The organism is Xylella fastidiosa (assembly GCF_011801475.1).
Classification (GTDB): Bacteria; Pseudomonadota; Gammaproteobacteria; order Xanthomonadales; family Xanthomonadaceae; genus Xylella; species Xylella fastidiosa.
The window spans coordinates 1080948-1102880 of sequence record NZ_CP044352.1 but is presented as its reverse complement, the minus strand read 5'-3'; the positions used below and the strand labels follow the sequence as shown (position 1 = coordinate 1102880).

Here is a 21933-nt window from a genome sequence, read left to right as displayed (position 1 = left end):
TACTGATAATTATCTCTTGTCGACCGTAAGTAATGTGTCACGCAGGATCTCACGCACCGCCTGACCATGTTTCTTGTGTTCAAGGGCTAAATGCAGGGTAGCCTCAATCAGACCAATGTGTGCACCACAATCAAATCGGCGACCTTGGAAGCGGTATGCATCCACTCTCTCGTATTTCAGTAATTCAGCGATCGCATCAGTCAATTGAATCTCGCCGCCAGTACCGATAGAGGTGTTTTCAAGCATCTCGAATATCTTGCCACTCAGGACATAGCGCCCCACCACAGCAAGATTGCTCGGTGCATCGTCGGGCTTAGGCTTTTCGACGATTTGAGTAATGCGGCCCTTGCATCCATCAAACACATCCGTTCCGACGATGCCATAGTTAACGGTTTTATCGACGGGGACATCCTCTACTGCAATGACACTGCTACCGGAGACTTCAGCAACATCAGCCATTTGTTTCAGTGCACCTCCATTACGACTCCACATGAGATCGTCTGGCAGCAACACCGCAAATGGTTCATCACCCACCACAGGCTTGGCGCACAACACTGCATGGCCTAGACCCAGCGCTTCAGTTTGAGTCACGAAAACCGTACGCACTCCATCAGGCAACACATGACGCACTAATTCCAGCTGCTCATATTTACCGGCACGCTCAAGCTTCTGCTCCAATTCATACGCTTTGTCGAAGTAATCGGCCACCGCATGCTTGTAACGGTTGGTCACAAACACAAGGGTATCGCATCCAGCCTGGATCGCTTCGTCAACCGCGTACTGGATGAGGGGTTTATCAATAATTGGCAGCATTTCCTTGGGGATGGTTTTGGTCGCTGGCAAAAAACGTGTACCAAGACCGGCCACAGGGAAAACAGCCTTGCGAATACGCTTAATCATTACAGTCTTCTGACCTCACGTGCTGGGAATGGGACAACTGTTTCGAATCTTGTTTCTTTTTTATGACGTGCAGCATGGAAATCTGGCATCAACATACTAATCACCGACTCAATCTCGACAGTATCGTAATGTTGCACCGCCTCACGTAGACGCATCACCGATTGCAACACTTGCTCTTGGGGAAACGTGCGTACATCCGCCTCAAGGATATTAGGATGTGCCGTCGGTCGATAGTTTTCATCAGCATAAAAAAGCGTTTCATGCATTTTCTCACCGGGACGCAATCCGGTGTAAACAATGACGATATCGCGACCCGGCTGCTTACCAGCCAAACGGATCATCTGTTCGGCCAACAAATTGATCCGTACAGGCTCCCCCATGTCGAGTGTGTAAATCGCGCCATGCGATGCCAACGCCGCAGCTTGCAAGATCAGCTGGCAAGCCTCGGAGATGGTCATGAAATAACGAGTCACGTCTGGATGAGTCACCGTCACTGGCCCCCCCTGACGAATCTGCTCACGGAACAGTGGCACCACACTGCCTGCCGAATCGAGCACGTTGCCGAAACGCACGGTAACGAAACGCGTCCCAGTGCTCTTAGCATCAAAACTCTGACAAACCATCTCCGCATAACGCTTTGTTGCACCAAGCACATTCACCGGCTCTACCGCCTTATCGGTAGAGATAAACACGAAAGTTTGAATTTTGGCTGCAACACAATGGCGCGCCACGTTCTCGGTCGCCAAAACATTGTTACGTACTGCTTCGCGCAATTGCTCTTCGAGCAGCGGCACTTGTTTATAGGCTGCTGCATGAAACACCGCATCCGGACGCACGCAACGCAATGCATGAGCGATCACAGCAGCATCACCGCAATCACCAAGAATAGGAAGTACCTCAATATCTGGAAACAGTCTGCGTAGGTCAGAATGAATCGTCAGCAACGCCAGCTCATCAATCTCAACGATCACTACCCGGCTCGCACCGTGACGCGCACATTGACGACACACCTCCGAGCCAATAGAACCGCCGCCGCCCGTCACCATCACAGTCTTTCCAGATAACCAACTACGGATCAGACGCCAGTCCGGAATCACCGGTTTGCGATTGAGAAGGTCCTCAATTGAAACTTCCTTCAGTTGACACGGCAGGGTGCGGCCTTCGAGCACATCAATCAGCTTAGGTACCATCCGGAACGGCAAGCCAGTACTTTCACACATCGCCACCACACGCTGCATGCCGGCAGCGTCAAGCGAAGGGATCGCGATCACCAGTAATTTAGCTGCAGTCTCACGGGCAATCGTGCTGACTTCTTCCAAACGACCAAGAACGTTCAAACCCTGAATTTTGGCGCCACGCAGGTACACCGCATCGTCAATGAAACCAACAGGAACAAACGCACCAGTACGGCGCATATCGCGTACTAGCGCCTCAGCGGTACGCCCAGCACCCAGGATCAGTACACGCTCAGAGGAATCGACCGGGTGAATCAATTGGTAGTCTTTCCAAGCCCGATACAGCAACCGAGGCATCCCAAGCAACACTGACAACGCAAAGGGATAAACAACCAACACAGATAGCGGTACCCCCTCAAACCGAGTGACCGACAACACCAACACAATCACGATCAGACCAGAGAAAGCAGATTTGAAGATATTCCAAAGATCAGGGACGCTTGCAAAACGCCATAAACCGCGATATAGACCGACTCGCCAGAAAACAACCGCTTGCGCAATGAGAACAACCAGGGTGCGCCAGTCGACATACGGCAAACCCGGGGGGTGCACTAACATTGAGTAACGCGCTGCATGTAGAGCAACCCAGCATACCCAAACCTGGATCAAGTCATGAGCAATGACAGCCAACTTAGGCACAGCGCTGGCCAAGCAGTTACGCCAATGAATCATGTATTCATTCCTTCAGTCGTCACGCAATTCATAGCGCAGAAATAACCAAATCAAGCAGGAAAAAATACAAAAAATCATTGATTGCATCGCTTCCCACTTCAGTAAAGACAAATGTGTAACGGCAAAAAACAAGACAAGGGTAGACACACTGAAAACGAAATAAGTAAGTGTGACAGGGGTATGCGAGCCACAGCGTCTGGCAGCACGCTGATAGACATGTTGAACATGAGGCTGCCACCAACACTGCCCAGAAAATACGCGAGATAACAAGGTCAAGCCTGCATCGACAAGAAAAGCGGTCAAAGGAATCCAAACTATCCAGACACTGACCTGCACCTTGATCAGAACCAACACCATCAATCCGGCTAATGCATAGCCTAACGCGCCGCTGCCGCCGTCACCCAAGAAGATCCTTGCACGTGGAAAATTGAACGGCAGAAAACCTAGGCAAGCAGCTGCAAGCGCCCAACCCGCCCACGCTAACAGCCCCGGCAAGACGAGAGCATAAGCAATGGCTGCAACCGCAGCCTGGGTGGTCGCCAGACCATTAATGCCATCCATGAAGTTCCATATATTCACCAATACAAGTGCAAACGCAGCAGCAAGAAATGCTTGCCACAAAGTTCCAGATGCAGTAAAGGTCAACACACCAAGGAGGGTAGCAGCTAAACAATGCACCACAAAGCGAATAACAGCCGGTATTGGACGATGATCGTCCCACCAACCGATTGAAGCAATCAGCGTAAAACCACACGCATACAGAACCAGATGGAATCGCCACTGCGGCAATCCAAACCAGGCTAAAACACAGCCAAACAGCAAAGTAAACACAATCGCCATACCACCACCACGCGGGGTCGCCACTTGGTGACTACGACGTTCGCAAGGCAGATCTAACAATCGGCGCCAAAGCGCGTAGCGACGCAACAACCACGTACCAACCGCTGCCACCATCAAGTGCAGTACAACCCACTGCCATAGGATCAGCATTAGACCACCGCATAGTTCAGCAATGGTTTGACTGTTCCCCACTCTTTACAACTTGGACATTGCCAATGATGCGTCTTAGCGCCAAAACCACAACGCGTACAACGGTAACTCGGATTGCGTACCAACAGTTGATCGGTAATATGCTTTAGATCATACAAAGATGCGACCGGATCACTTCCGTCAGCCAGAGTCAGATCAATCAACGCCGATTGACCACGCACCGAGGGCTTCGCTTTGAGCTGGCTACCAAGATAAACACGCGCTTGTGCTGGTCCTTCCTGCGATTCAATCAGTTGGGTCATTGCCAAAACGGGTGCAATACCACGATAGTGCTCTGTCATCTCGGAAAGGAAATTACGGGCCCCAGCAATATCACCCACTTGACGATAGGCAATCAGCAACGACGGAATGATCTCCGGAAGATATTCGGGATCATGGCGCGCAGCACGCTCCCAAGCGCGGACCGCAGCCTCATGATGACCCAAATCAGCCTCAATGCGACCTTCAATGATACCGGAACGTACCGAAGTCGCATCGGCTTGGTAAGCACGGCTGACCGCTTCCAGCGCCCTATCATGCTGGTTGGAAGCACGGTAACGATCTGCCAACTCGCATTCAAATTGAGCAATAAGCTTGCCCATCGGCTCTCCAGTCACCACTTCATAGCGAATCGCATTATCGATCGCTTTCTCCCAATCACGCTCCGCTTGGTAGATGCTGATTAAGTGGCGTAGCGCTTGCGGTGCACGTTGATCAATCTGCGCAAGTTCTGTGAAGACTGTCTCTGCACGATCCAGTAATCCAGACTTCATGTAATCCTCGCCCAACGCAAGTAAGGCAAACACCTTTTGATGGTCGGTCAAATCAGGCCGCTTAAACAATCCTTGATGCAATCGGATCGCACGATCAATCTCGCCGCGACGGCGGAACAAATGACCAAGTGCAACTTGTGTCTCAAACGTTTCCTTATCCAGCTCCGCAATATGCTGAAACAACTCGATTGCTTTATCGGGTTGTTCACTGAGTAAGTAATTCAGTCCGCGAAAATAAGTACTGGACAATCGGCTAACCTGGGCATGCCCATGTCGTTGCCCTCCCCGTCGGCCAATGACCCAGCCGCTCAAAGCAGCCAGAGGCAGAAATAAGAAAAACCAGAACCATTCATCCAGGAATTCCATAGAATCAATGCAACCCATCGGTAGGATGCATATCCGCAGGCAGTGAAGATGCACTACGCATCTGAGCCAGCACTTTATTTGCTCTGCGAAGCTTGGAATAAGTAGGAATCAAGGCAACCACAAGAACCAAACTGCTACCAATAATCAGCCCTGCCAGCAAGGTAAAAACGATAACCATACCCAAAGTGGTACGTACACTCGAGAACATAAAGTCTAGAGTCACTTCGGCAGAATTCAAAACGCCAATGACCAAGCCCACCAGTAGAAAGAGCAACATTATCAGAAGGCGGAAGATTTTCATGAGTAACATCCAAAACTATTAAACAATAGCTTAACCGATCACAACTCGTTACTCAGTGATATCTCCACATTCACCTAGAGGTACAACACTTGCCACACGTTCACGCAATTCTTTGCCAGGCTTAAAGTGAGGCACATATTTTCCAGGTAGGGCGACTGATTCACCGGTCTTTGGATTACGCCCACAGCGCGGTGGACGGTAGTGCAGAGAGAAACTACCGAAACCACGGATTTCAATGCGATCTCCCCCAGAGAGGGCTCCACCCATCATTTCTAATAATGACTTGACCGCCAGATCGACGTCATCTGACTTCAAATGCGCTTGGCGCTTGGTCAGGATCTCGATTAATTCGGACTTGGTCATTGGTAAAAGGCAAAAAATCACTTGACAACGAAAACGGTCCAGGTAGAACCACCTAGACCGATCCAATCCCTAAAATCTTACAAAGGAGAAATCAGGAACACCCATTCAATTACTCGGGCTTATTACCGAGTTGCTCTCTCAGCAGCGTACCCAATTTTGTAGTACCGCCGGAAGAAGATTGATATTCCTCAAGAACTTCGCGCATCTCAGCATCATCTTTGGCTTTAATCGACAGCTGTAAAGTACGGCCCTTACGATCCATACCAATAAACTTAGCTTCCACACTATCGCCCACCTTCAGATACTGAGTCGCGTCATCCACACGCTCATTAGCGATGTCACGTGCCGAAACGTAACCTTCGATTCCCTCATCCAACTCAATCAAGGCCCCCTTGGCATCAACTTCCTTAACGGTTCCAATCACCTTAGAGCCTTTCGGATGAGTAGCCATATACTGGCCAAAAGGATCTTGTTCCAACTGCTTCACACCCAAGGAAATACGCTCACGCTCTGGATCGACAGCCAAGACAACTGTTTCTAAGGTATCACCCTTCTTGAAATTACGGACTATATCTTCGCCGGTCGTGTTCCAGCTAATGTCAGACAAGTGCAACAAACCATCAATACCACCGTCTAAACCGATGAAAATGCCAAAGTCTGTGATCGACTTAACTTGGCCACTCACCTTATCTCCCTTCTTATGGGTAAGAGCAAACGTTTCCCACGGATTGGCAGCAACCTGCTTCATGCCCAAGGAGATACGGCGACGCTCCTCATCGACATCCAGGATCATAACCTCAACCTCATCACCCACCTGAACAACCTTGGAAGGGTTGACATTCTTGTTAGTCCAATCCATTTCCGAGACGTGCACCAAGCCCTCTACACCTGCCTCAATCTCAACAAATGCACCATAGTCAGTCACGTTGGAAACCTTACCAAACACTCGACAGTTAGCTGGATAACGCCGCGAAATGTTATCCCAGGGATCCTCACCAAGCTGCTTCAAACCAAGGCTGACACGATTGCGCTCACGGTCAAACTTCAGTACGCGAACCTCAACCTCATCACCAATATTCACCACCTCGCAGGGATGGCGCACACGCTTCCATGCCATATCGGTAATGTGGAGCAAGCCATCAACTCCCCCCAAATCCACGAACGCGCCGTAATCGGTCATATTTTTAACCGTACCGGTCAACACTGCGCCTTCCTGCAACTTATCCAACAACTGTTCGCGCTCCTCAGAATGCTCGCTTTCGACCACTGCACGACGAGAAACAACGACATTATTACGCTTACGATCTAACTTAATAAGCTTAAATTCCAGCTCCTTACCTTCCAAGTAAGCGGGATCACGAACCGGGCGAACATCGACCAAAGAAGCAGGAAGAAACGCACGTACATCCTTAATGTCAACGGTAAATCCTCCCTTGACCTTACCGTTAATACGGCCACTGATGGTCTCATTCTTCTCCAAGGCCTCTTCCAGCTCATCCCACACCATTGAGCGTTTTGCTTTTTCGCGAGACAGAATGGTTTCGCCAAAGCCATTCTCAATGGCATCAAGGGCAACTTTGACCTGATCACCTACCCCAACATCAATCTCACCAGCGTCATTACGGAACTGCTCAATCGGCACGATGCCTTCAGACTTCAAACCGGCGTTAATAACCACTACATCACCACGGACATCCACAACGGTTCCAGTAACGATGGCACCCGGTTTTAGCTTCGCCAAATTCGCTTGGCTGGCTTCGAACAATTCAGCAAAAGATTCAGTCATTTGATTTACTCGGTTAAACACAAGGACGGCTACTCAAGGAATTATCACCAGAGACGCCGCCCCCCCTCTAAGTTAAAGTGGATAAACCGCCACGTATCAGGCGACGGAACCTATTCGTTCTACAACACATCCTTACCTAAAAATCATGTGATTACCGGAATGCCGTTGTTGGACACAATGAAATGAGCATTTACAGATCCAGTCCTAAGAACCTAAACCCTGCACCTCAATCAGTCACCAGAGCAAGCACCTGAGCAACAACCTCATCGACTTCCATACAGGTACTATCGATTAACAAAGCATCATCAGCTGGTTTTAACGGTGCCACAGATCGGCAAGCATCACGCGCATCGCGCGCCCTAATTTCTTCCAGTAAAGCGCCAAACATAACCGAAACACCCTTCTTCATCAACTGTTTATACCGACGTTGAGCACGCTCCTCGGCCTTAGCAGTCAAGAAAACTTTATATTTAGCATCTGGAAAGATGACCGTACCCATGTCACGGCCATCTGCAACTAATCCCGGAGTGCGCCGAAACATCTGCTGACGTTTTTTCAATGTAGCACGCACCTCAGAGATAGAAGCAATTGTCGAGGCCAACACACCCGTCGTCTCCATGCGCAGCACGTCGGTGGCATCAATCGAATTCACCAAGACACGCATCTCCCCATCAGCACACTCGGCAAAATTGACACACGTATCAAACGCGCACTTCACTAAAGCCGTTGTGTCGGAAACATCAACAGCAGCCCAGTCAGCCGCCACTGCAACAGCGCGATACAACGCCCCTGAATCCAAGTAATGCCAACCCAAGCGCGCAGCAACGATCTTACTGACTGTGCCCTTACCAACCCCGGACGGACCATCAATAGTAAGGACAGGCACAAGATCAGCCATTCAACCCCCGAGGGTCTAGAAAACAAGAGATTGTAGCTCCGCCTGTTTCTTTACGCGCTATAAGCACTTGAAAATCCACTTCAAAGACAGATACGATTGACAAGCAGATGCGATTGACATGATTACGTTCACGATCACATGATCGCATAGTCATTTTTAGGGCCTAGTGCATTTAGTTTTATTTAATTAAAAAATGCATGGGCATCCAACTCTAGCGATATTTTAAAGATAAAGCGTCTCACCGAGGTGTATATGAAAGTTCTATCCTCCCTAAAATCAGCAAAGACGCGTCACCGCGACTGCAAAGTCATCCTCCGTCGCGGTAAGATCTTCGTGATTTGCAAGTCCAACCCTCGTTTTAAAGCGCGTCAGCGCTAAAGCTGGGCTTTCTGGCAGTCTGTCCTGGAAAACCGCCTCAGGGCGGTTTTTTATTTTTACACTGCATCAAAAAAACGCTGGTACACCCCGTACGTATGTGACCAAAGCATTTCATCAATGTTTCTTGTTGTTGTCATCGTCGTTCAACATCATCCAATTGAGGAAATAAAAACATGCAAAACGGCCGTATCGCCTGCACGTTGAGCGCTCTACTGGGGATCTCCTTCACTGCACAAGCCGAAACGCTACTGATTGATCGCGTTAAAATTAACCCAGCAGCAGCCCCAATGCGGGGCCAATCCATCGCCCAGGTGGAAACCCACTACGGCACACCTACAGAGAAACTGGAGCCACGTGGTGGTCAAAAGCGGAAATGGCCAAAGATTGATCGGTGGGTCTACCCTCATTACACAGTTTACTTCGAGAAAGGGAAAGTCATCGACAGCGTGATGAACAGCGTAAGTGCCGACGAAATTGGACCAAAAGCAACGCCAACACGCTAATGGCAGCCATCATCGCTACAGCGTGGCAACCATTTAAGAATGAAACACCATTGACCACATTCCCGTTCCGCTTCCCCGCCGAGTGGGAACCCCAATCTGCCATCCTAATCGCCTGGCCGCATGCCAATACTGACTGGTCTGCACATCTTGCTGACGTCGAAGAGACCTACATTACATTGGTAGCAGCGATCACTCGCTTTCAGATGGTCATCATCTGTGTCTTGGACGACGACTTGCAGACCTATACCGAAGCACGGCTACGTTCAGCATCTGTCGCGATGCAACAAGTACGGTTCACCGTTGCCAGTTACAACGACACTTGGTTGCGCGACTCAGGCCCGATTATTCTAATTGGGATAAATGGCGATTTCCGCTTACTAGACTTCCGCTTTACTGGCTGGGGCGGCAAGTTCGAAGCGAAAGCAGACGACCAGTTGGTGAGCTCCTTGCACGCCAACGGTCTTTTCAAAAACACACAGATGCACAGCATCAACTTTGCCCTAGAAGGTGGCGCGATCGAAACGGATGGTGCCGGCACCTTGCTAACCACGTGGCGCTGTCTGCACGAACGCCACCCCCAGCGCACCCGTACAACACTGGATGCCAACTTGACTGCATGGCTGGCACAAAACAGGGTGCTTTGGCTGGAACATGGTTATCTTGAGGGCGACGATACCGACGCCCACATCGACACCCTTGCCCGCTTCGCCTCGACAGACAGCATTGTCTATCAGTCATGCGACAACACAACGGACAGCCATTACGCCGAATTGCAAGCAATGGCTAATGAATTGACCGCGCTACGCACCACCGAAGGACGTCCTTACAGACTGTTCCCACTCCCATGGACAAAGCCAATCCTAGACCAAGATCGACGCCTACCCGCTTCTTACGCCAACTTTCTCATCATCGAAGGAGCGGTCCTGATGCCAACCTATGACGATCCAGCCGATACAATCGCACAATCAGTGTTGGCCGAAGCCTTTCCAACTCGTGAAATCGTTCCAGTACCATGCCGTCCCTTAATCTGGCAAAACGGAAGCCTGCACTGCATCACCATGCAGATACCAGCTGGCCTGCTTGCCACATAAACACATGTATTGGATAACACTGCGCTGAGGCCGCAACCCCTCTCAAGATTACACACGAGCCCCCCATTGCGCATTCTTCATATATGTCATGACAACTCATCTTCTCCCCGTAGCGCTGATCCAAGAGCGCAACCATGGCACTGCGGAAGCCAATTTGAGCATCATCGAAGCACGTGTCGCCGAAGCTGCCGCACAGGGCGCTCAACTGGTGCTACTGCATGAATTACACAACAACGCATACTTCTGCCAACATGAATCGGTCAACGAATTCGACTTAGCAGAGCCAATTCCAGGTCCAAGTACCGAACGTCTAAGCGCACTGGCGAAACAACATCGTGTGGTTATTATTGGCTCACTGTTTGAGAAGCGTGCCGCAGGCCTCTATCACAATACTGCAGTGGTACTAGAAAAGGACGGCAGGCTAGTTGGCAAATACCGTAAGATGCACATTCCAGATGACCCTGGTTTCTATGAGAAGTTCTACTTCACCCCAGGTGATATCGGCTTCAAACCAATCGATACATCTGTCGGCCGTCTCGGTGTTCTAGTGTGCTGGGATCAATGGTACCCAGAAGCAGCACGACTAATGGCGCTTGCAGGTGCCGAACTACTGCTATACCCAACTGCAATCGGCTGGGATCCGAATGATGAACACGACGAGCAAACCCTGCAGCGCGACGCTTGGTTACTGAGCCACCGTGGCCACGCCATTGCAAATAGCCTACCCGTACTCAGTTGCAACCGTACCGGCCACGAACCATCGCCACTTTGCACCTCAGGCATTCATTTTTGGGGAAACAGCCACGTCCTCGGCCCACAAGGCGAGTTCCTCGCTGAAGCCAACAGCAACGGACCAGAAATTTTGACATGCGAAATCAACCTACAACGCAGCGAGCACGTACGGCGGATCTGGCCATTTCTGCGCGACCGTCGCATCGACGCCTACGGCGACTTACTCAAACGTTACATTGACTAGACGGTAAACACCTCAGCCTTACAGGCACGCATGAATGAGAAGCCAATGATCACACCTGCCCACCACCAGACAGCACATCCGTCTAGTGTGGCTCACCTTCCCTCTTCCGGACGAATCCTTCGATGATTCCTTCTGTTTCCCCACAACAAGACGCCCTCACCGGACAACCGCTACGTGTAGTTGAACGCGATGGCGTGCACTACACCCTCCTCGGTACTGCTCACATCTCCCAAGCCAGCGTGGCTGCGGTCAAACAGGAAGTTGAAAGTGGCTGCTACGACGCCATCGCTGTCGAACTGGACGCACAGCGCCTGCAAGCACTATGCGATCCGGATACGTTAGCTAAGCTCGACCTGATACAAGTGATCCGTAAAGGACAATTGGCATTATTTGCAGCCAACCTGGCTCTAGCGGCATACCAGCGCCGCCTAGCCAAGCAACTAGGCATCGAACCTGGTGCCGAACTGAAGACCGCGGTGACCATGGCACGCGAACGCGATCTCCCCGTCCATCTGATCGACCGCGAAGTCGGCCTTACTTTTAAACGTGCCTCGGCCAAACTTGGCTTCCTCGGAAAAATGAAGTTGGGCGGTGGACTGATTGCCGGACTGTTCGCCGCCGATGAGGTCGGAGAAGAAGAAATTGAAAAACTCAAGCAAGGCGACATGCTCGAAGCTAGCTTTGGCGACTTTGCCAACGAAAGCCCGGAGCTATACCAAACCATCATCGCCGAGCGCGACCGCTACATGGCCACCCGCCTACGCGAAGAAGTAAACAGCGCAACACCCAAAGTACTGGTGGTTGTCGGTGCAGGTCATTTAACTGGATTGGCCAAACACCTTGAGAACGACACAGAGCCACCTACCGAACTGCGCGCCCTACTGGAAAAAGTACAACAGAAAAAACGCGTCCCCTGGTTCACACTGGGACTAATGGCACTCATCGCCACTGGTATTGTCCACGGATTCTTGCGTGGTGGCTTCGCAATGGGCACGGATCTATTACTACAATGGGCGCTATACACTAGTACCCTAGCCGCACTCGGCTGCGCATTAGCAGGCAGCCATCCATTAAGTGTGCTGGTGGCATTACTGGTCGCACCATTCAAACCGTTCCGGGTAACCCTACCGACTGGTGCCTTCGCCGCACTGGTCGAAGTGCATATGCGCAAACCAGCCTACCAAGACTTCCTCACCCTACGCGACGACGCGCAAACCCTCTACGGCTGGTATAAAAACCGAGTCTCAAGAGTGATGCTGACCTTCGCATTCACCAACCTAGGCAGCATGCTCGGCGTCTGGATTGCCGTTGTAAGCATCTACAATCGCCTACACAGCTAACCCACCATCAAAAAACCCCAACGGGCCTCCCATACAAACGGATCACTGCACCACATAACGATACCCATCATTGAGTGGTGCATCATCCATTGCCGCAATGAGCACAAGCAGTCACAAAACACCACCGTCACTTCCACTACCAAACACACACCTCATGGCCCCTAGCGCCCCACAGGGCGTAACCCCATCGGCATATCAATTTCCACCGTCACCGGCAACCGCAAAATACGCAATTCCCTGCCCTGCCAAGCCGTCACCTCACCGTTAACCCTGGACACACCAGGCACGCCAGCATATGGCCAGCGAAATACCACACCACCAGATGGCATCACCAATCCCGACTTCAGCTCAATGCGTAATTTCTTTTCGCTCCCCTGAATGCGATAGCTCAATCGTCCCTGAGGCGTGCGCAGATCGTGCAAAGCCACACCCTCACCTCCAAACCAATGGACCGGCACACCTGCGGCAATCACCAAACTGGAATCCGATTCACGCGTATAAGCAAACATATCAAGTACCGAACGCACAAAATCCGAAGCAACCCAGGCATGCGGCAAATCACCAAGGAAAAACGGCACATTAGGGGTGTGCGAAACAACCTCGGGCCACTGATTCCATCCCTGCGGCGCACGGTCTCCAAGAAAATACTTAGCCGCATCCCAGACACGGTTACGCCAATCCAAGCGCACAAAAGCAGACACATTACGCCACTCATACAGCGTGTAATCCTTCCACTTGTGCTTACCATCACGGCGCTCAACAAAATCACTCCAGTAACGCTCAAAAGTATTAACGAGTAAATCCTGAGGCAGTAAAGACCGCTCCCCCTCAAGCGCCAACGCAACCGCCGTTGAGGTCGCATCAAAATCACCATGCTCGACCGACCCAGGTAAAAAATTGATACCACGGTTCCGAACCGCCGAACGCAACGACGCAGACAAATCAGCAGCGAACTCGTCCCGTGAAATGCTCAGACGCACCGCATCCTCAGGCTTATCCAACACACTCGCCAGATACGCCGCATCTTCATAGCCACGCAATGCCCAAAAATTATCCCAATACGCATGCACAGGCTTATCCGAATAACCCTCGTGACTGATTGACGCCGGCATCATCCCGTAAAACGCCTGATCACGCATGAAGTTAGCCTCGGTACGTTCACTCAAACGCAACGTATCCATATAAGCCGCCGCAGCATTCACATGTGGCCACATCGCCGCCAGAAAATCACGATCACGCGTATAGCGATAATACTCACCGATGGCGTAGATCAACTCCCCATGACTGTCATTCTCTGGTGATGGATCACTACCACGGTGATCCACACAACAGGGCACCATGCCATTAGCAAACTGATACTGTGCAAACCAGCGAATGTAGTCACGCACCACATCTTCCCGACCCAATCGCAGTAAAGCCTCGGAAACCATCGCACCATCACGAATCCAACTACGCGAATAAGCACGTGTCCCAGGCTGCACACTTGGCCCATCTCGCGAAATAAGCATATGCGCCAGTGCGGTGCGCATGACATCCACCACTGACCGACCTTCAGCAGGCACATCAATCTTCACCAAATCGAGTTTGTCGCGCCACATCTGCGCAACCTGCTGCTGAGCCTGCTGGGCCTCAAAACCACTCGGCCATCCGGAAGTCCCAGTTTGCGGCATCAACACGGCGATCTCACGCATTTCGTTTGGCTGAAGATGCCAGCGAAACAACATGGCCCCAGACGCCAACCCACTCTCATCATTCACCTGAGTGATAGATGGCAGAGACGCTTGCGCCAAATGGACAACATCCATACCGGCATCGAATGCAGTAGCGTATACCCTATCTGGTACCCGCGAAGCGAACACCCGCGCCTTGCCATTAACACTGACTTGAGTCCCATTGAACCCAAGCTGATCAATCCGACTGACACCACCAAGCATATTGAGAAATTGCGAAGGTGGATTCACCTGGAACGGCCGCACTGCCAACGCAAGCGTGAAATCACGCGCCTGCTTGCCCACATTACGCAACTGATAGCGCGCCACCAACTGTGCCTGCTCAGGTATCCCTTGCACGAATGCAGTCACCTGCAAATTGACCTGATCGTGACGCCACTCCACACGCGGAATCGGCAAATACCCCTCTTGTAGACTCTGCTGGCTGCTGACGTCAGACCAACGTAACAAGCGGTTACCGTCCATCACCACAAAAGGCTCAATACTGAAACCGGACTTAGTCGCCTCAATTGCACCATCTGTATTGATCAACCCCTGCTCGGTACCACCATCCAAACCGAGGATCGTCCAATAAGACTGCTCACCCGAAAAACCGCGTGGGAAACTACCACGTGGCCAAACCGACGCTAAAGATTTAATAAAATCGTTCGGCGTCGCAGCGAATGCCAACGGCTGCAACTTAATCTCCTTAATTCCATAGCGCCAATTCGGGCCATCCTGCAGATCAAAGCGCACATAACGCGCCTCAGTATCCGGTAGCGCCAGCCAATGAGTGAAGTAAGTACCAGCAACCACATTGCGCAACACCTTCCAGCGACGACCATCCATTGAACCGCGGACCGTATAGCGTGTCGCCTGTAATCCTGGCACCCAATCGATTACCGCACCACCAATCTCCCGTGGCCCTCCCATGTCCAAAGTGACCGTCTGCTGCTTGACTCCACTACTTAACCAAAAAGTCTCGGGCCTTCCATCCACCAAACGATGCACAAGCGCCGGCGCAGTGTCGGTAATTGCCTTAGCAGTCAACGGCGAAGTATCCGACGCAGGCAACACCTTCAACGCAAGCCTATCGAAACAGATACTCCCACGCCCACCAACACTATTGTGGATATTGAACTCAAGCTGCGCACTGCGACGCAGCGTCTTATCCGTATCCGGGCCCCAAGCATTGTCGATCTGGCGCTTACGGTAAGTGACCGATGTCCAATTGCCTGGCACCTCGAACTTAGTTCGATTGACCCACCAAACATTGTCACCACTCACATCAAGCAACTTCAATTGCAAATCGTTGGCTGGCGCATCACCGCGCACTAAGAAAGAGAACTGATAATTTTCAGAATACTGGATCGGCAACTCACGGCGGATACCAACATCACCAGCAACCCCATTAAAGTTGTAATCCAAACACAGCGCATAGCCCCCAGAAGCGACTGCCACTTGACGCAAAGTGCCACTCACATCATGAGAAAGAACCAGCTTCCAAGAAGAAATATTCTCAAAATCATCGAGAACCTGCTCCTGCTCAGCCTGGGCAGCGCATATCCAGATACACGCCACAACCACGCTGAGGACTTGTAACACTCGCTTCACCCTTTCACGCTCCCCAGCAACAAACCCTGGATGTAGTAACGCTGCAACAGCATGAACAACAGCAATACCGGGAGCACAGTCACCACTGCTCCTGCCATCATCATTTCTATATCCATGACGTGTTCGCGCGCGAGCGCAGCCAACGTCACCGGCAACGTGTAGTGCGCCTGGTCAGTGAGCACAATCAACGGCCACATAAAATCATTCCAAGACGCCATGAAAGTAAACGTTATTAACGTCACCAGTACCGGTTTCAGCATGGGCAGAACAATCTGGAAGAAAATCCGCATCTCACTGGCACCATCAATGCGTGCAGCCTCAATCAGATCATTGGGAATACCCCGCACGTACTGCCGAACCAAAAAAATGCCAAATACCGTGGCCAATGCTGGCATGATCACCCCGGCGAAACTATCGACCAAATGCAAATGCTTCATCAACAAAAATAACGGCAACATCGCCACCTGTGCTGGGATCACTAACGCCGTAAGAAGCAACTGAAAAACCCGTTCACGGCCAACAAAACGTAACTTGGCGAAAGCGTAACCAGCCATCGTATTAAAAAGCACTGAACCAAATGTAATCGATAACGACACCAGCAAACTGTTAACGAAATAACGCCCCATACCAACGCGCGCAAACAACTCACGGTAATTCGCGAACGTCACCACAGAAGGAAAAAATGGCGGCGGAAAGCGACTGGCCTCACCCGCTGGCATCAATGATGCAGACACCATCCAAAGCAAGGGCGCCAGACTCACCAACGCAAACATAAATAAGCACCCATTGACAAACACAATATTCCACTTCGTGCGCCCGACCTCACGACTCATACCAAATCTTTCCTACGTCCAGCACACAGCATCAACGTCGTCACCCCAAGAACAACCAAAAACAACAGAAACGCGACAGCAGAAGCACGTCCCAGATTCCACCACTTAAAACCCTCCTCAAACATGAAATACAGCACACTGACCGTACTCTGTAGAGGATCCCCTCGGGTCATCACATAAGGCTCTGCAAACAACTGGAAATAGCCGGATACCGTGATAATCCCAACCACCATCAGCACAGGCCCCAGCATCGGAAACGTGATATGCAAGAATTGCTGCCATTTGGACGCGCCATCAATGCGCGCAGCCTCGTACAGATCCTGTGGAATCGCCTGCAACCCGGCCAGAAAAATCACCATGTTGTAGCCAAAGTTCTTCCACACCGCGAACAACATGATCATCGGCATCGCCAAAGGCGGATCACCCAACCAATCAATTGGATGAATACCAACACAATTCAGCAGCCAATTCACCACCCCATACTTCAGGTGAAACAGATAACGCCAAATCAGCGCGACAGCTACCAGCGTCGTCACCACCGGAGCAAACAACACGGTGCGAAACAATCCCTTAAAACGCGCCGCTCTTGAATTCAGCAGCAACGCAGCTCCCAGAGACACCATAATCGACATCGGCATCCCCAGCAGCACAAAATAGGTCGTATTCCACAGCGACTTCCAGAACAACGGGGTGTGCAACAACTCCAGATAATTATCCAATCCAACAAAACGCAGATACATCGGATTGCCCAGAGCATACAAATCGAAATCGGTCAAACTGAGCGCCAACGCCATCAACACCGGCACACCGAAGAACATCCCGATAACCAACACCGCAGGACCAGCAAACACCCAACCCACCAAAGAAGCCCGCCTCATGGATGCACTCCCTCAGCATGCGGCCCCTTACCGACCTGTTGCTGGATCCAACGACGCTTAGCAAGAATCTTATCGACCCGCTGATCAAGTTGCTCTACCGCCTGCTGCTCCGATAAACCTCCACGCACCACCTGCTCAGTGATCAACCGCATCTCCTGCACGATCCGCTCCCACTCAAGCACCTTGGGTGTGGCTTTGACCCGCTCCAACTGCTCTGCAAAAGCACGCGCCAACGGATCTTCAGCCAAACCAGGAAAATGCCAAGTACTACGCCGCGGCGGCAAATCCCCAATGATACTGTGGAAGCGAGCCTGCACCTGCGGTCGAGACAGATATTCCACCAATCGCCAAGCCGCCTGTTTACTCTGCGAAGATTTAAAAATCACCAAACTAGAGCCACCAGCAATACCAGCACCAAGCCCATTCGGACCAGGTAGCGCCATCGTGCCCCATTGACCACTCATATTCGGTGGCTGACGCAACTTAAACTCACGCACATTCCACGGCCCTGAAAAATAAAACGCATAATTTCCGTTAAAGAACTCATACCAGACATTAGACACCTGGGTTTCGGACACCTTAGGTGCCCACTCTTGCTCATAAATGGTGCGATAAAAATGCAGCGCCCTACGGAATCCAGGACTGCGGAAATTGCCGTAATTATCGTTATCACGTAGCAGCGGATCATCCTGCTGCAACGCCAACGAAAGCTGCTGCTCAAACTCATTGAGCGGCATTAAGATGGCATAACGATCTGCTCCAACGTAGCGCTTGATCGCGGCCATCGCACGTTCCCAATCGGCCCACGTCGTTAAAGGCGTACGGTACCCAGCGGCCTCCAAAATATCCTTGCGATAGAACAGCAAACGTGTGTCCACATACCACGGCACACCATAAAGCCTCCCAGCAACGACGTTGGTCTCCCAAACACCAGGGAAGTAATCCGCAGACATCACTACCTTGGACGTGGACACATACGGCTGTAGCGGCTCGAGCGCATCCAACAACGCAAATTCCGGAAGCCAGGTATTCCCTAATTGGCACACGTCAGGAAGTCGATCCGCAGCAAACGCTGTCAACAACTTCTCATGAGCAGCACTCATCGGAATGTTCTGAAGCTCCACATGGATCCCCGGATACTCCTTCTCGAAGTCACGAACCAATGCAGCGACCACCTCAGCCTCACGGCCCATTGCCCAAAATCGCACCGTGTGCCTGGATGACTCATGACCACAAGCCACCATCACCAAACCAGCCAACAACCAAACAAGACATTTACCGGAATACACTCACTACTCCGGTTTCTTACCTAAAGAAGATGGGACCCGCTGCGTCTGCGCAGGCGGAGCATGTGACTCTGCAATCCCTAACGAACGTACCGCCGCCGCACGCTCATCCTTTTGCGACCCACGCAACACCTCATCCTCTTGGAGCCAGCCACCAGTAAAACCAGCACGCTCCAAACCAATACGGACATATTTATTCTTCTTCATCACATTCCAGACGAAATCATTACGATAATTAGCAATCATGCTAAGAATGATCCCTTGGTCGATACCGATATAATCACTGGCCACCCAACCACGGCCAGGGATCAAACGACCTGTTTTAAGCGGAACTTTATAATCGAAACTCGGATTAAACGCATCCAGAAAACCATAACTGGAATATAAAAAGTCACCGTAACGCTTATGCATCTCAAGCGTCGCTGGGATCACCACTTCCGGAGCGAACACGATCGAAGCCACCATCGCAGTTGGTGCAATCGTACCGTCATCAAAGAACTCAAACAGCCCAGCACCACGGCTGCGATAGTGGAAAAACTGACGCTGCTCACCGCGATATTCCTGCGTCGTGTTTTGCGGCCCATCGCTGGCAGTCAATCCCCAAACGTTCTCACTGTAATCCTTCCACTTCATCGGGTTATCAATTGCATAATCCCGGTGAGCAAGCACCGCACGACGACTATTAAGAAAATAATCAATACCGCGCTCACGCATGTATTGGTCTTGAATATCTCGAAAATCCACCCAGACATGCGTGTACTGATGGCCAAACAACGGCCCGAAAGCCAGATACTCCTGCCCCTGAAACACCCCCCAATCCTTGTTATAAGTGCGTGTCCATTCATCCCAGGAGACCGATTCCAACGGATGAGTTGGCGAACCGAGTGCGAGCAAATAGACCATCATCGCTTCGTTGTAGCCCATCCAGTCATGCTCAATGAAGCCACGCTCAGGATACCAACCCATCGAAATCAGCGGTTTGCGCTGTTGCAAATACAACCAATCAACCCGCCTGTATAGCTTGTCAGCAATCTGACGGATTTCCTTCTCACGGACATCCTCACCATCGTAATAAGACTCGACGAACAACACCCCCATCATCAGCAATGCAGTATCCACACTCGACAACTCCACCCAACTGTCGTAGCGATGCCCATGCTGCATATCCAAGAAGTGGTAGAAAAAACCCTTGTAGCCAGCGCAACCGGTACGCTGCGGCCCCATTGGAGCATCGCGCAAGAATTTCAACGTCGTCAAAGTACGATCAATCGCTTGATTACGACTGATCCAACCGTTTTCTATCCCGATAGGATATGCGGTCAGCGCAAACCCGACAGAAGCAATACTTGCAAACGGCCTTGACGGATAACGATCCGGAGTCAAGCCATTCATCTCATTCGTCGTGTCCCAAAAAAACTGAAACGTACGCCGCTCAATATCCAAAAACAACGGAGGCAGATCAGGTTTGAGCGGACGCGGCGGCAATTTAGCTTCAACCATGATGATCTGCCGCTTAGCCGATGGGGAGTCCTGTTTGCAGCCTACCAATAACAACGCAACAACTGACAAGGAAAAAAGCCAATGTGATGAAAATCGCAGACTCATCGAATCCACCAATATGCAACGCCTACATATCACATAAAAAAACACAGCCTTAGCAACCACCCCAATTTGGAGCGGAACCAACATACCCAATCACTCCCCCACACCGAACTCAAACAACAACTTGAAAGTGTCTTGTAATACGAACCTACAAGCGGATGCTGACACTTTGGATAGCCCCCCCTCCTTGACCATGGACCCTCTCAATTTACATGGAAAAATCACATATAAACAAAGACTACCAGCACATTATCAAATCTATAGAGTGCAGATTAACGAACAAGAAAATGATCTAATTTGTAAGACAAGACTCACAAAAGAATCCCAACTTCATGCCCCATCGCACATTGCATCCCTATGCCCAGTCAGCCACCTACTGACGACTATCAAAATGCTTTACTCAAAATACGTGAATGGCTGGAATCGATTCAAAGAAAAACCACACTAAAAACCTCACGGAACCACCCAAACAACCATCTCAATGCACCTAAAAAATGAAAACGAAACAGCATTGGAAAAACCACTTCAGACATTTTGGACAGCCCCAACGACAATCGTTTATTGCCCCTCACCTTCATCAACCAACGCTTGGATTGAGAGCGCGTGGATATCCGTTTTCATCATGGAACCCAATGCCGCATACACAGCACGATGCCGAGCGAGCAGCGTTTTTCCAGCAAACATCGGCGTGACAATCAAAACACTGAAATGCCCACGCCCATCACGCGCACCGGAATGACCAATATGGCGATCACTTTCATCCTTCACCTCCAACCGTGACGGTGCAAAAGCATCCCCAAGCGCAATCTGAATCCGTTCGACACGATTCACAGCCCCCCCCCACCCCACAGATAATTCCTTAACCTGACACAAGGATCCATATCGACACAAGCGACAGACATACCACGACAAACAAAACCAGACAATGACCGCACTACTACTGACCGCAACGGCCTCGCATCGACCACAGAGAACACACCAGCAACCGTCAAACCATTAAGCACCTGCAGACACTGAAGACCTCCAACCCTCGTCCCCCCTGCCTTCGCAACATCGGCACCACCCTCAACCTCAATCACGTAACACATACAACTTTGCTTGCGCTTAGCGAAAACCGACATTCATCGCAGCGCCCCCACCTCCACACAATGCTGGACACCGGACCAGCAAGCGAATTACCCTTAGGCAGAATGGTACGCTGCCACAGGACAACGGCTCTGCCGGTCTTGCGAAAAATATAGAAAAGGCATCCCAGTCATGATCAGCACGCTATGCGATGCTGGCAATGCAATACCACAGGACATCCTGTTTTGACCTCAAGTCACTAACGATTTCGATTGTGCATTCTCAAAGGCGTGCTACAAGCGACACCGCATCGGATTCCAGAAAAATTTTAATGT

The 21933-nt window shown here is 50.9% G+C and carries 20 protein-coding genes; 5 read left to right on the top strand and 15 right to left on the bottom strand.

Features of this window, described 5'->3' with window-relative positions; genetic code table 11:
- Nucleotides 1-9: 9 nt before the first annotated feature.
- From galU to cmk, 8 genes are all read right to left on the bottom strand, one after another.
- Nucleotides 10-900, bottom strand: coding sequence for a UTP--glucose-1-phosphate uridylyltransferase GalU (gene galU, locus F7G16_RS04820; RefSeq protein WP_004088424.1), 891 nt, complete (start codon nucleotides 898-900; stop codon nucleotides 10-12).
- Nucleotides 900-2807, bottom strand: coding sequence for a polysaccharide biosynthesis protein (locus F7G16_RS04815; protein ID WP_004088425.1), 1908 nt, complete (start codon nucleotides 2805-2807; stop codon nucleotides 900-902). The genes galU and F7G16_RS04815 overlap by 1 nt, the downstream gene beginning before the upstream one ends.
- A gap of 12 nt (nucleotides 2808-2819) precedes the next feature.
- Entirely contained in the window at nucleotides 2820-3797 is a 978-nt protein-coding gene (locus F7G16_RS04810; protein WP_011098117.1) for an MraY family glycosyltransferase, read from the bottom strand.
- On the bottom strand, nucleotides 3797-4975 hold the full coding sequence (gene lapB / locus F7G16_RS04805; protein ID WP_011098118.1) for a lipopolysaccharide assembly protein LapB: 1179 nt from the start codon (nucleotides 4973-4975) through the stop codon (nucleotides 3797-3799). Before lapB ends, F7G16_RS04810 begins: the two co-directional genes overlap by 1 nt.
- A gap of 4 nt (nucleotides 4976-4979) precedes the next feature.
- A complete protein-coding gene (locus F7G16_RS04800; protein ID WP_004088430.1) occupies nucleotides 4980-5276 on the bottom strand; it encodes a LapA family protein in 297 nt (98 codons plus the stop codon).
- Between the two features lie 48 nt (nucleotides 5277-5324).
- The gene (locus F7G16_RS04795; protein WP_004088432.1) at nucleotides 5325-5639 is read right to left on the bottom strand and encodes an integration host factor subunit beta; all 315 of its coding nucleotides are present in this window, start codon (nucleotides 5637-5639) and stop codon (nucleotides 5325-5327) included.
- Between the two features lie 109 nt (nucleotides 5640-5748).
- A complete protein-coding gene (rpsA, locus tag F7G16_RS04790; protein ID WP_004085975.1) occupies nucleotides 5749-7425 on the bottom strand; it encodes a 30S ribosomal protein S1 in 1677 nt (558 codons plus the stop codon).
- A 226-nt stretch (nucleotides 7426-7651) separates the two neighbouring features.
- Nucleotides 7652-8323 carry a (d)CMP kinase gene (gene cmk / locus F7G16_RS04785; RefSeq protein WP_004088434.1) on the bottom strand — a complete coding sequence of 224 codons (672 nt, stop codon included), beginning with the start codon at nucleotides 8321-8323 and terminating at the stop codon, nucleotides 7652-7654.
- Nucleotides 8324-8575: 252 nt separating this feature from the next.
- Between cmk and ykgO the strand changes: the two genes are divergently transcribed.
- From ykgO to F7G16_RS04760, 5 genes are all read left to right on the top strand, one after another.
- Nucleotides 8576-8701 (top strand): type B 50S ribosomal protein L36, encoded by a 126-nt coding sequence (ykgO, locus tag F7G16_RS04780; RefSeq protein WP_011098120.1) that lies wholly within the window; start codon nucleotides 8576-8578, stop codon nucleotides 8699-8701.
- A 173-nt stretch (nucleotides 8702-8874) separates the two neighbouring features.
- Nucleotides 8875-9204 carry a hypothetical protein gene (locus F7G16_RS04775; protein WP_004088436.1) on the top strand — a complete coding sequence of 110 codons (330 nt, stop codon included), beginning with the start codon at nucleotides 8875-8877 and terminating at the stop codon, nucleotides 9202-9204.
- Nucleotides 9204-10295: an agamatine deiminase gene (locus F7G16_RS04770; RefSeq protein ID WP_004088442.1), complete on the top strand. Its 1092-nt coding sequence runs from the start codon at nucleotides 9204-9206 to the stop codon at nucleotides 10293-10295. The genes F7G16_RS04775 and F7G16_RS04770 overlap by 1 nt, the downstream gene beginning before the upstream one ends.
- A gap of 88 nt (nucleotides 10296-10383) precedes the next feature.
- Nucleotides 10384-11271 carry a carbon-nitrogen hydrolase gene (locus tag F7G16_RS04765; RefSeq protein ID WP_004088445.1) on the top strand — a complete coding sequence of 296 codons (888 nt, stop codon included), beginning with the start codon at nucleotides 10384-10386 and terminating at the stop codon, nucleotides 11269-11271.
- A 122-nt stretch (nucleotides 11272-11393) separates the two neighbouring features.
- Entirely contained in the window at nucleotides 11394-12611 is a 1218-nt protein-coding gene (locus F7G16_RS04760; RefSeq protein ID WP_004088447.1) for a TraB/GumN family protein, read from the top strand.
- Nucleotides 12612-12772: 161 nt separating this feature from the next.
- Here F7G16_RS04760 and F7G16_RS04755 read toward each other — a convergent pair whose 3' ends face one another.
- The 7 genes from F7G16_RS04755 to F7G16_RS04725 all read right to left on the bottom strand — a co-directional run bounded on the left by F7G16_RS04755 (nucleotide 12773) and on the right by F7G16_RS04725 (nucleotide 21621).
- Nucleotides 12773-15925 (bottom strand): discoidin domain-containing protein, encoded by a 3153-nt coding sequence (locus tag F7G16_RS04755; RefSeq protein WP_004088450.1) that lies wholly within the window; start codon nucleotides 15923-15925, stop codon nucleotides 12773-12775.
- Nucleotides 15926-15930: 5 nt separating this feature from the next.
- A complete protein-coding gene (locus tag F7G16_RS04750) occupies nucleotides 15931-16767 on the bottom strand; it encodes a carbohydrate ABC transporter permease (protein WP_004088453.1) in 837 nt (278 codons plus the stop codon).
- Nucleotides 16764-17645 (bottom strand): carbohydrate ABC transporter permease, encoded by an 882-nt coding sequence (locus tag F7G16_RS04745; RefSeq protein WP_038233141.1) that lies wholly within the window; start codon nucleotides 17643-17645, stop codon nucleotides 16764-16766. Before F7G16_RS04745 ends, F7G16_RS04750 begins: the two co-directional genes overlap by 4 nt.
- Nucleotides 17642-18889: a sugar ABC transporter substrate-binding protein gene (locus tag F7G16_RS04740; protein ID WP_042466566.1), complete on the bottom strand. Its 1248-nt coding sequence runs from the start codon at nucleotides 18887-18889 to the stop codon at nucleotides 17642-17644. The genes F7G16_RS04745 and F7G16_RS04740 overlap by 4 nt, the downstream gene beginning before the upstream one ends.
- A gap of 48 nt (nucleotides 18890-18937) precedes the next feature.
- Nucleotides 18938-20536, bottom strand: a complete 1599-nt coding sequence (locus tag F7G16_RS04735) for a glucoamylase family protein (RefSeq protein WP_011098123.1) — start codon at nucleotides 20534-20536, stop codon at nucleotides 18938-18940.
- 555 nt (nucleotides 20537-21091) lie between these two features.
- On the bottom strand, nucleotides 21092-21364 hold the full coding sequence (locus F7G16_RS04730; protein ID WP_038231765.1) for a BolA family protein: 273 nt from the start codon (nucleotides 21362-21364) through the stop codon (nucleotides 21092-21094).
- Nucleotides 21361-21621 (bottom strand): hypothetical protein, encoded by a 261-nt coding sequence (locus F7G16_RS04725; RefSeq protein ID WP_004088465.1) that lies wholly within the window; start codon nucleotides 21619-21621, stop codon nucleotides 21361-21363. The genes F7G16_RS04730 and F7G16_RS04725 overlap by 4 nt, the downstream gene beginning before the upstream one ends.
- Nucleotides 21622-21933 lie beyond the last annotated feature (312 nt).

Bases quoted from the DNA above. Each gene is read 5' to 3' on its own strand.
- galU (WP_004088424.1), bottom strand. From the start codon at position 900: ATGATTAAGCGTATTCGCAAGGCTGTTTTCCCTGTGGCCGGTCTTGGT.
- F7G16_RS04815 (WP_004088425.1), bottom strand. From the start codon at position 2,807: ATGATTCATTGGCGTAACTGCTTGGCCAGCGCTGTGCCTAAGTTGGCT.
- F7G16_RS04810 (WP_011098117.1), bottom strand. From the start codon at position 3,797: ATGCTGATCCTATGGCAGTGGGTTGTACTGCACTTGATGGTGGCAGCG.
- lapB (WP_011098118.1), bottom strand. From the start codon at position 4,975: ATGGAATTCCTGGATGAATGGTTCTGGTTTTTCTTATTTCTGCCTCTG.
- F7G16_RS04800 (WP_004088430.1), bottom strand. From the start codon at position 5,276: ATGAAAATCTTCCGCCTTCTGATAATGTTGCTCTTTCTACTGGTGGGC.
- F7G16_RS04795 (WP_004088432.1), bottom strand. From the start codon at position 5,639: ATGACCAAGTCCGAATTAATCGAGATCCTGACCAAGCGCCAAGCGCAT.
- rpsA (WP_004085975.1), bottom strand. From the start codon at position 7,425: ATGACTGAATCTTTTGCTGAATTGTTCGAAGCCAGCCAAGCGAATTTG.
- cmk (WP_004088434.1), bottom strand. From the start codon at position 8,323: ATGGCTGATCTTGTGCCTGTCCTTACTATTGATGGTCCGTCCGGGGTT.
- ykgO (WP_011098120.1), top strand. From the start codon at position 8,576: ATGAAAGTTCTATCCTCCCTAAAATCAGCAAAGACGCGTCACCGCGAC.
- F7G16_RS04775 (WP_004088436.1), top strand. From the start codon at position 8,875: ATGCAAAACGGCCGTATCGCCTGCACGTTGAGCGCTCTACTGGGGATC.
- F7G16_RS04770 (WP_004088442.1), top strand. From the start codon at position 9,204: ATGGCAGCCATCATCGCTACAGCGTGGCAACCATTTAAGAATGAAACA.
- F7G16_RS04765 (WP_004088445.1), top strand. From the start codon at position 10,384: ATGACAACTCATCTTCTCCCCGTAGCGCTGATCCAAGAGCGCAACCAT.
- F7G16_RS04760 (WP_004088447.1), top strand. From the start codon at position 11,394: ATGATTCCTTCTGTTTCCCCACAACAAGACGCCCTCACCGGACAACCG.
- F7G16_RS04750 (WP_004088453.1), bottom strand. From the start codon at position 16,767: ATGAGTCGTGAGGTCGGGCGCACGAAGTGGAATATTGTGTTTGTCAAT.
- F7G16_RS04745 (WP_038233141.1), bottom strand. From the start codon at position 17,645: ATGAGGCGGGCTTCTTTGGTGGGTTGGGTGTTTGCTGGTCCTGCGGTG.
- F7G16_RS04740 (WP_042466566.1), bottom strand. From the start codon at position 18,889: ATGGTGGCTTGTGGTCATGAGTCATCCAGGCACACGGTGCGATTTTGG.
- F7G16_RS04735 (WP_011098123.1), bottom strand. From the start codon at position 20,536: ATGAGTCTGCGATTTTCATCACATTGGCTTTTTTCCTTGTCAGTTGTT.
- F7G16_RS04725 (WP_004088465.1), bottom strand. From the start codon at position 21,621: ATGTGTTACGTGATTGAGGTTGAGGGTGGTGCCGATGTTGCGAAGGCA.